General features: G+C 66.1%; 7 protein-coding genes and 2 pseudogenes. 7 read left to right on the top strand and 2 right to left on the bottom strand.

Translation table 11 applies throughout. The features are described from left to right. Positions 1 to 634 precede the first annotated feature (634 nt). Complete coding sequence (locus ACJ4V0_RS21235) at positions 635 to 1,903, bottom strand: type II toxin-antitoxin system HipA family toxin (protein ID WP_448301609.1); 1,269 nt, start codon at positions 1,901 to 1,903, stop codon at positions 635 to 637. Beyond that, on the bottom strand, positions 1,900 to 2,142 hold the full coding sequence (locus ACJ4V0_RS21230; RefSeq protein WP_448301610.1) for a helix-turn-helix transcriptional regulator: 243 nt from the start codon (positions 2,140 to 2,142) through the stop codon (positions 1,900 to 1,902). Before ACJ4V0_RS21230 ends, ACJ4V0_RS21235 begins: the two co-directional genes overlap by 4 nt. Before the next feature lie 302 nt (positions 2,143 to 2,444). Between ACJ4V0_RS21230 and trbB the strand changes: the two genes are divergently transcribed. From trbB to trbL, 7 genes and pseudogenes are all read left to right on the top strand, one after another. Next, entirely contained in the window at positions 2,445 to 3,434 is a 990-nt protein-coding gene (gene trbB, locus ACJ4V0_RS21225) for a P-type conjugative transfer ATPase TrbB (RefSeq protein ID WP_448301608.1), read from the top strand. Further along, positions 3,431 to 3,763: a TrbC/VirB2 family type IV secretion system protein gene (locus tag ACJ4V0_RS21220; RefSeq protein WP_448301607.1), complete on the top strand. Its 333-nt coding sequence runs from the start codon at positions 3,431 to 3,433 to the stop codon at positions 3,761 to 3,763. Before trbB ends, ACJ4V0_RS21220 begins: the two co-directional genes overlap by 4 nt. Next, a complete protein-coding gene (locus ACJ4V0_RS21215; protein WP_448301606.1) occupies positions 3,763 to 4,044 on the top strand; it encodes a VirB3 family type IV secretion system protein in 282 nt (93 codons plus the stop codon). Before ACJ4V0_RS21220 ends, ACJ4V0_RS21215 begins: the two co-directional genes overlap by 1 nt. 9 nt (positions 4,045 to 4,053) lie before the next feature. After that, positions 4,054 to 6,492: a conjugal transfer protein TrbE gene (gene trbE, locus ACJ4V0_RS21210; RefSeq protein ID WP_448301605.1), complete on the top strand. Its 2,439-nt coding sequence runs from the start codon at positions 4,054 to 4,056 to the stop codon at positions 6,490 to 6,492. Next, positions 6,489 to 7,250: pseudogene (gene trbJ / locus ACJ4V0_RS21205) on the top strand (P-type conjugative transfer protein TrbJ). Before trbE ends, trbJ begins: the two are co-directional and overlap by 4 nt. 10 nt (positions 7,251 to 7,260) lie before the next feature. Continuing rightward, positions 7,261 to 7,542, top strand: coding sequence for a putative entry exclusion protein TrbK-alt (gene trbK-alt, locus ACJ4V0_RS21200; RefSeq protein WP_448301604.1), 282 nt, complete (start codon positions 7,261 to 7,263; stop codon positions 7,540 to 7,542). Between the two features lie 3 nt (positions 7,543 to 7,545). Beyond that, positions 7,546 to 8,892 (top strand): annotated as a pseudogene (gene trbL / locus ACJ4V0_RS21195) (P-type conjugative transfer protein TrbL); the annotation flags it as partial. Positions 8,893 to 9,017 lie beyond the last annotated feature (125 nt).

Raw genomic sequence — 9,017 nt, 5'->3', positions numbered from 1 at the left:
ACCTACGACGACATCATCCAGGCGTCGTGCGAGGCCTGGAACAGGCTCGTCGCACTGCCAGGGACCATCACGTCAATCGGCATGCGCGACTGGGCACACATCGGTCAGTCGTGAGGGCCGTTGGTATAACAACTGACCGGTTCGCAGCCGCGCTGGCCGCCATGGATGATACAGGGATGATGGCGCGCGCCCGCGCACTTGGCGTGAAGGTTGGGGCAGAAGACGGCCCCACTGCGGCTATTGAGTTTTTGGAAGAGGCACCCTTAAGCCGCCTTCCATGAGGGGAACGCAGGCCCTCCTCCCCCGCGAACACTGAGGGTCAAGCAGCGCGCTCAGCCGCCGGATCAACCATATATCAGTAAACGGGCTGTTGATGGCGGGCTTAGCGCACGCACTGGGCATCAACCATTGCAGCTCAGCAATCGGGTAGATCTGAAAGGATAGTTGCGGCCTTGGCCCGACGCCGGTCCGCCGTTCATCTGTCGTTATTCGCCACAGTACGATAACCCCTCAAGCATTATTGCAACACCCCAACTCCTGCCTTTCTTACTCATCTCCGATCCAGGACCGCGCGTCGCGCGGGCCCACGTCGAGGTCATGCTCAATCACGACGGACGGCTCTAGATCGACCGGCTCACCGAGCTGCTCCTTCGACCGTCAAAGCGCAACGCTCGGTGCGGTCGCGGATCATATCGGCAAACTGCTCAACAGCCGTTCTGTCCAACTCGGAACGCGAAAGCTCTGCTGCGACGACAGTTGCTTTATCAAGTACGCCGTTGCTGATCTCCGCGACCCTTCTTCGTATCAACGGCAGGCCTATTCCCGCGTCCGCCGCAAATGCTGCCCAGCCCTTGGCGTCCAGTTCGGCAAGCGTTGCGCGCTTTCCGACCTTCATGGCGAATTTCGGCGAGAGATCGGGATAGGCAACGGTCGCCAGCAAATCATAGAGCGGGGCGATGCGTGGACCTTCGGCGTCGTAGAGGATCGAGAAATTCTTGCCGTGTGCGTCGGCGTTCCCGGCGATCACATTGAAGATCACCGCATCGAGAAGCTTCAGCACGTCGACGGCGGGCCTGGCGGCGACGCGGCGGAGCAGCGCGAAGCAATCCTTGAAGGTCGGGCCGCCCTCGCTGGCGTATTTGGTTTCCGGCGGCACGCCGAGCGCCTGGCAGAAATCCTCCTGGTGGATCCGGCGCACAATGCCATCGGCGCCGATTGCGCGGTCATAGCGCTGAACCAGCAGAAACGTTCGATCCTGAACGGTGCGCGCTTCTGCCGGCGCGACATCGAGACCGATTGCGGCGGCAAGACGCATGACGAACGCCTCGTTCTCGGTCGTGGCCATGAAGCGCGAAATCGGCGGCTTGAGAATATGCGTCGTGGGCTGGCCCGGCGCAGGCAACGCCACTGCGCCTTCCACCAGAACCACCGGCACCTTCGATTGCGCGCCGGCGAGCGAGAGGCGCAGCCCTCCCTCGCCCGCGAGCAGCGGGCGAACGGGCAGCGCGTCCAGCACCCGGATCAGACCTGCATCGTCAAGCGGGGTTGGCCGTTGATCAGGGGCAAGAGTAGCCGGCTCTTCGCCGGGTGGCAGAAGCTGGAGCGCACCTGCCACATCGCCGCCAAGGCGATCAAGAAGGGCGAAATCATTGGCGCGCGACACGCCGAGTGCCTGAGCCGCCGCGTCGCGCTGGCCTTCCTCCGGCAGGAGGCCACCGAAGAACGGGCGGCACTCGCGGCGAGTGAACGGTTCCGCCCGCTTTGGCAGCGAAGCGGACAAGGGCTGCGCCGCCTCATCGTCAAGCCAATCCGGCGCATAGGCGAAGCCGAGTTCACCATGCCGGTCCTGCGTCAACTGGCCCACCAGGCGCCCGTCCCACCAGATATCGAGGGTGCGCGTCATCCCTGCCGCGCTCCTTTGGTGTCGGACGGCGGCGTGATATCGAGCGAACATCCGAGCGCAGACAGGACCTGAAGCGTCTTGCCGATCTGTGCTGTCGGCTTGCCGGCCTCGAGATCGACGATGAAGCGCAGGCCGACGCCTGCTGCACCCGCAAGCTCATCCTGCCGCAGGCCAGCGGCCTTGCGGGTGGTTCGGACGATGTCGCCGATCTCGGCGGTGGTGAGGTTGCGTCTGGCCATGATATTTACCGAACGGGAAAGTATCATGGATTTCTGAAGAATGTCTATCAGAATTTCCCGCTCGGGAAAGCTTACGCCTCGGGGTAGCTCCCGGGCCTGAATTGTTCCCGCTCGGGAAAACGTGCCGATCAAGAGCCTCAGACGCTGCCGTAGCTCGACGCCAGTCCGCCGATCACCTGTCTTTCTTCGCCACAGTACGATGACCCCCTGAGCGTTGTTGCAACGCCCCAATTCCTGCCTTTCTTACTCATCCCCGATCCAGGGCCGCGCGTCGCGCAGGCCCGCAAGCGAACGGGGACGACGTGGCGGTCAACCATCAGCAATCGGAAGCAGCCTCACGCGGCGCACGCATGTTGCGCACCGCGTTGGGGCCTGCGATTGCCCGATTCTTGGAAGACCCTGCAGTCGTCGAGGTCATGCTCAACCCGGATGGGCGGCTCTGGGTCGACCGGCTCTCTGACGGCCTCTGCGATACGGGAGAGCGACTTTCCGCGACCGATGGCGAACGCATCGTCCGCCTCGTCGCCCATCATGTCGGCGCCGAGGTGCATGACCGTCGGCCGCGCGTCTCGGCCGAGCTGCCCGAAACCGGCGAGCGCTTCGAGGGCCTGCTGCCGCCAGTCGTGACGGCTCCGGTCTTCGCGATCCGCAAGCCCGCCGTCGCCGTCTTCACGCTCGACGACTATGTCGCGGCCGGCATCATGACGGCAGACCAGGCCGCCATTCTCCGGCAGGCGGTCGCATCGCGCGCCAACATCCTCGTGGCCGGCGGAACCAGCACCGGCAAGACCACCCTGACCAACGCCCTGCTGGCTGAGGTCGCGAAGACGACCGACCGCGTCATCGTCATCGAAGACACACGCGAGCTGCAATGCCGGGCGCAGAACATCGTCGCCATGCGCACCAAGGACGGCGTCGCGACGCTGTCCGACCTGGTGCGCTCGTCGCTGCGGCTGCGGCCGGATCGGATCCCGATCGGCGAGGTGCGTGGGTCAGAGGCGCTCGATCTCCTGAAGGCCTGGGGCACCGGCCATCCCGGCGGGATCGGCACGATTCACGCAGGCACTGCGCTCGGCGCGCTACGCCGCCTTGAACAGCTAATCCAGGAAGCCGTCGTCACCGTCCCCCGGGCGCTGATCGCCGAGACCATCGACCTCGTCGCCGTTCTCTCCGGCCGCGGTGCCGCGCGGCGCCTCGCCGAACTCGCCCGCGTCGACGGGCTCGCAGCGGACACCGACTACCGCCTTTCCCCTGCAACCCAGCCTCCAGCCCCACAAGGAGATCCCGGATGATCCGACACATCGCGCGCGGCCTTCAGCGCCTCGCGACCGCCGCCACCGCGCTGACTCTGAGCTTCCTTCTGGCGCCCGCCGCCCACGCATCCGGCTCCTCCATGCCTTGGGAAGCGCCGCTGCAGTCCATCCTCCAGTCGATAGAGGGTCCGGTCGCCAAGATCATCGCGGTCATCATCATCATCGTCACCGGTCTGACGCTGGCGTTCGGCGACACGAGCGGGGGATTTCGCCGCCTTATCCAGATCGTCTTCGGCCTGTCGATCGCCTTCGCGGCGTCCAGTTTCTTCCTGTCGTTCTTCTCGTTCGGCGGCGGGGCGCTCGTCTGATGGCGGGCCTCCTGCATCATCCCGATGAGGTCGCGGGCTTTTCGGTTCCTGTCCACCGCGCGCTGACCGAACATATTCTGCTGGGCGGCGCACCACGCAGCATCGCCATCATGAACGGCACACTCGCCGGCGCCGTCGGTCTCGGCTTGCGGCTGTGGCTAGTCGGTCTCCTCATCTGGGCGATCGGCCATTTCGCCGCCGTCTGGGCGGCGAAGCGCGATCCGCTCTTCGCGGAGGTGGGCCGCCGGCATTTGCGCATTCCGGGTCATCTCGCGGTCTGAGGCGCGGCCATGATGAACCTCGCCGAATATCGCCGCGCCGCGACCCGCCTCGCTGATTTCCTGCCCTGGGCGGCGCTGGTCGGCGAAGGGGTCGTGCTCAACAAGGATGGCAGCTTCCAGCGCACTGCGTGTTTTCGTGGTCCCGATCTCGACTCTGCTGTGGCCGCCGAACTGGTCGCCGTCGCCGGTCGCCTCAACAACGCCTTCCGACGTCTGGGCTCGGGCTGGGCGATCTTTGTAGAAGCGCAGCGTCACGAGGCCGCCTCCTATCCGGCAAGCCGCTTCGCCGATGCCGCCTCCGCCCTCGTCGATGCCGAGCGCAAGGCCGACTTCGAGGAAGCCGGCGCGCATTACGAGTCGAGCTACTTCCTGACCTTCCTCTATCTCCCGCCCGCCGAGGACGCCGCACGGGCCGAGACCTGGCTCTACGAGGGCCGCCAACAATCCGGCGTCGATCCCCATGAAGCCCTCGCGGCCTTCATTGACCGCACAAACCGGGTTCTCCAGCTCGTCGACGGTTTCATGCCGGAATGCCGGTGGCTCGATGACGCCGAGACCCTGACCTACCTGCACGCGACAGTGTCCACGAAGCGCCACCGCGTGCGCGTTCCGGAAACGCCGATCTACCTCGATGCGCTTCTCGCCGATGAGCCGCTGACCGGCGGCCTCGAGCCGCGGCTCGGCTCCGCGCACGTGCGCGTACTGACGATTAACGGCTTTCCGACGGCAACGACGCCTGGAATTCTCGACGATCTCAACCGGCTCGCCTTTCCCTATCGCTGGTCCACGCGGGCGATCCTTCTCGACAAGACGGACGCCACCAAGCTGCTGACGCGCATCCGGCGGCAGTGGTTCGCCAAGCGCAAGTCGATCGCCGCGATCCTGAAGGAGGTGATGACCAACGAGGCATCCGCGCTCGTCGATACGGACGCTGCGAACAAGGCCGCCGATGCCGACATGGCCTTGCAGGAGCTAGGAGCCGACTATGCCGGTCAGGCCTATGTGACCGCCACCGTCACCGTCTGGGATGCCGATCCGCGCACCGCCGATGAAAAGTTGCGCCTCGTGGAGAAGGTCATCCAGGGCCGGGACTTCACCGCGATGTCCGAGACGATCAACGCCGTCGATGCCTGGCTCGGTTCGCTGCCCGGCCATGTCTACGCCAACGTCCGGCAGCCACCGATCTCAACCCTGAACCTCGCCCACATGATTCCGCTCTCGGCGGTCTGGGCCGGGCCGGAAAGGGACGAGCATTTCGGTGCGCCGCCGCTGCTTTACGGCAAGACCGAAGGCAGCACGCCGTTTCGTTTATCGCTGCATGTCGGCGATGTCGGCCACACGCTGGTCGTCGGGCCGACCGGCGCCGGCAAGTCCGTGCTGCTCGCGCTCATCGCGCTTCAGTTTCGGCGCTATCCGGATGCCCAAGTCTTCGCCTTCGACTTCGGCGGCTCGATCCGGGCGGCCGCGCTGGCGATGGGGGGCGACTGGCACGACCTCGGCGGCAGCTTGACGGAAGGCGCCGCGTCGTCGGTGTCACTTCAGCCGCTCGCGCGCGTTCACGAGATCCACGAGCGCGCATGGGCAGCCGACTGGATCGCCGCCATCCTTGCCCGCGAGGGCGTCACGATCACGCCGGAGGTGAAAGAACATCTCTGGACAGCGCTGACCTCGCTGGCGTCTGCGCCGCTCCCCGAGCGCACCCTGACCGGCCTTGCCGTCCTCCTTCAGTCGAACGATCTCAAGCAGGCACTGAGACCCTATTGCGTAGGCGGTGCCTACGGACGGCTGCTGGACGCCGAAGGCGAGCAGCTGGGGGACGCCGCGGTCCAGGCCTTTGAAACCGAGGGGCTGATCGGCGGCGGCGCGGCGGCGGCCGTCCTTGCCTATCTCTTCCATCGGATCGGCGATCGTCTGGATGGACGGCCAACGCTCCTGATCGTCGATGAGGGTTGGCTCGCACTCGACGATGACGGCTTCGCGGCGCAACTGCGCGAATGGCTGAAGACGCTGCGCAAGAAGAACGCGTCCGTCGTCTTCGCCACGCAATCGCTTGCCGACATCGACCGCAGCGTGATCGCGCCGGCCATCATCGAAAGCTGCCAGACGCGCCTGCTACTGCCGAACGAACGCGCGATCGAGCCCCAGATCACAGCAATCTACCGGCGCTTCGGCTTGAACGACCGCCAGATCGAGATCCTCAGCCGGGCGACACCCAAGCGCGACTATTATTGCCAGTCGCGGCGCGGCAACCGGCTGTTCGAGCTGGGGCTCTCCGAAGTCGCCCTCGCGCTCTGCGCCGCATCCTCGAAAACCGATCAGGCCGCCATCGAGACGATCCTCGCCGAGCATGGCCGCGACGGCTTCCTGCCCGCCTGGCTGCGCGCCCGCGATGTCGGCTGGGCTGCCGACCTCATCCCCGACCTCACCAACCTGGAGCCCAAGCAATGATGATCCGACGCTCTCGCGCGGCCTTTTTCGCCGCAACCATCCTGTCGCTGCCCGTCGCCTTCTCGCCGGTATTCGTCACCCCGGCAGCGGCGCAGTGGGTCGTCTATGATCCGACCAACTACGTCCAGAATGTCCTGTCGGCCGCGCGGGCACTCGAGCAGATCAACAACCAGATCCAGAGCCTTCAGAACGAGGCGCAGATGCTGATCAACCAGGCCCGCAATCTCGCGAGCTTGCCCTATTCCTCGCTTCAGCAGCTCCAGCAATCGGTGTAGCGCACGCAAGCGCTTCTGGGTCAGGCACAGCGCATCGCCTTCGACGTGCAGCAGATCGACCAAGCCTTTCAGAGCCAGTACAGCAACATCTCGCTGTCGACTTCGGATCAGCGGCTCGTCTCCGATGCACGATCGCGGTGGCAAAACACGGTCGGCGGCCTTCAGGACGCACTGCGCGTGCAGGCCGGTGTCGTCGGCAATATCGACACCAACCGCGCCGAGATGGCGGGTCTGGTCGGGCAGAGCCAGGGTGCGACCGGCGCGCTTCAGGCCACCCAAGCGGGCAACCAACTGCTCGCGCTGCAGGCGCAGCAACTCGCAGACCTGGTGGCGGTCGTCGCCGCCAACGGCCGAGCGCAGGCGCTTGTTGATGCCGAGCGGGCCGCGGCCGCCGAACAAGGCCGTGAACAGCGCCGCCGGTTCCTGACGCCCGGCTCCGGCTATCAGCCCGGCAACGCCCGGATGTTCCCGAACGGCAACTGAGGACAGCAGGATGGACGGCAAGACGCTGGCCCGCGTGGGCGCAATCATCTTCGTCTCCGTCGCGATCACCGCAACGGCGATCGAGATGACCCGGAAAGAGGAAAGGCCAGCGGTTCGGCCGACGCCCGTGGTTGAGGAGGCGGAGGACCCGCTGCGCGAGGGCCAGCGTCGGTGCCAGCAGATGGGGGACGCCGCAGCCAGAGACAGCGAGTGTCTGCGCATCTGGGCCGAAACCCGCGACCGTTTCCTTGGCAGCCGCACCGTGCCGCGACGCGCCGACGAAGGGCGGTGAGCCATGGGCGGCAGCGGCGTCATCGACAATTTCCTCGGGGTCTTCACCTCCTACATCGACAGCGGGTTCGGCCTGCTCGGCGGCGAGGTGGCGTTCATCGCGACGACGCTGATCGTCATCGACGTCACGTTGGCCGCCCTGTTCTGGAGCTGGGGCGCGGACGACGACATCATCGCACGCCTTGTGAAGAAAACGCTGTTTGTGGGCGTCTTCGCCTACATCATCGGCAATTGGAACAACCTCGCGCGGATCGTCTTCGAAAGCTTCGCCGGCCTCGGACTTCAGGCGTCTGGCACCGGGTTTTCCATCCAGGACCTGATGCGCCCGGGCCGGGTCGCGCAGACGGGTCTCGATGCGGCGAGGCCGCTGCTCGAGTCCATCTCAAACCTGATGGGCTGGATCGCCTTCTTCGAAAACTTCATCCAGATCGCCTGCCTGCTCTTCGCCTGGGCGCTGGTGCTGCTCGCCTTCTTCATCCTCGCCATCCAGCTCTTCATCACGCTGATCGAATTCAAGCTGACCACGCTGGCCGGCTTTGTCCTGATCCCGTTTGGCCTGTTCGGGAAGACCGCCTTCATGGCCGAGCGCGTGCTGGGCAACGTCATCTCGTCAGGGATCAAGGTACTGGTGCTCGCCGTCATCATCGGCATCGGCTCGACTCTGTTCAGTCAGTTCACGGCAGGATTCGGCGGTCAGCCACCGACCATCGACGACGCGATGGCCGTCGTATTGGCGGCGCTGTCGCTTCTCGGTCTCGGCATCTTCGGTCCGGGTATCGCCAACGGCATCGTTTCCGGCGGCCCGCAACTCGGCGCAGGCTCCGCCATCGGCACCGGCCTCGTCGCGGGCGGCGCAGTCATGGCTGCCGGCGGCACGGCCGGGCTCGCCCTGCGCGGTGGCGCGAGCGCCATTTCCGGCGGCGCCGCCGCCGTGCGCGGTGTAGCCACCGCGGCGGGAGCCGCGTCCGCTGCCTACAGTCTCGGCTCCTTCGGCCAGTCGGGCGCCGCCGGCGTCGCGTCGGGCCTCGGCGGCGTCGCACGAGCGGCCGGCGGCGCGGCAGCCTCTCCGCTGCGCCGGACCGCGCAAAGCGTTCGCTCGAGCTTCGCTGACGGCGTCAAAAGCGGCTTCGGAGCCACCGGCGGCGGCTCGAGCATGGGAACGGTCGCGAATGATGCCGGTTCGGCCGCACCGGCAGCCACAGGCTCTGCCGCCAGCCCGCCGGCTTGGGCGCAGCGCATGCGACGTGGGCAGACCATGAGCCACGGCGTCACGCTCGCGGCACACGCGATCCGATCGGGCGACAGCCACGGCGGCGGCTCTTCCATCAATCTCTCCGGAGGCGACCGCTCTGAACCGCCCTGGGTTTGCCGGAGGGCTCAACTCCTGAGAAGGATGAGCCACCATGAGCAAGACAACGAACAAATTTTCCCCCGAAGTGCGCGAGCGGGCGATCCGGCTGTTGCTGGATCACGAGC

It is taken from the genome of Phreatobacter aquiterrae (assembly GCF_053471285.1).
Note: the sequence above shows the minus strand (reverse complement) of the source record. Positions and strands in the feature narration are given on the sequence as shown.

Coding starts and splice junctions, on each gene's coding strand:
- ACJ4V0_RS21235 (WP_448301609.1), bottom strand. CDS start 1,903: ATGACGCGCACCCTCGATATCTGGTGGGACGGGCGCCTGGTGGGCCAG.
- ACJ4V0_RS21230 (WP_448301610.1), bottom strand. CDS start 2,142: ATGGCCAGACGCAACCTCACCACCGCCGAGATCGGCGACATCGTCCGA.
- ACJ4V0_RS21220 (WP_448301607.1), top strand. CDS start 3,431: ATGATCCGACACATCGCGCGCGGCCTTCAGCGCCTCGCGACCGCCGCC.
- ACJ4V0_RS21215 (WP_448301606.1), top strand. CDS start 3,763: ATGGCGGGCCTCCTGCATCATCCCGATGAGGTCGCGGGCTTTTCGGTT.
- trbE (WP_448301605.1), top strand. CDS start 4,054: ATGATGAACCTCGCCGAATATCGCCGCGCCGCGACCCGCCTCGCTGAT.
- trbK-alt (WP_448301604.1), top strand. CDS start 7,261: ATGGACGGCAAGACGCTGGCCCGCGTGGGCGCAATCATCTTCGTCTCC.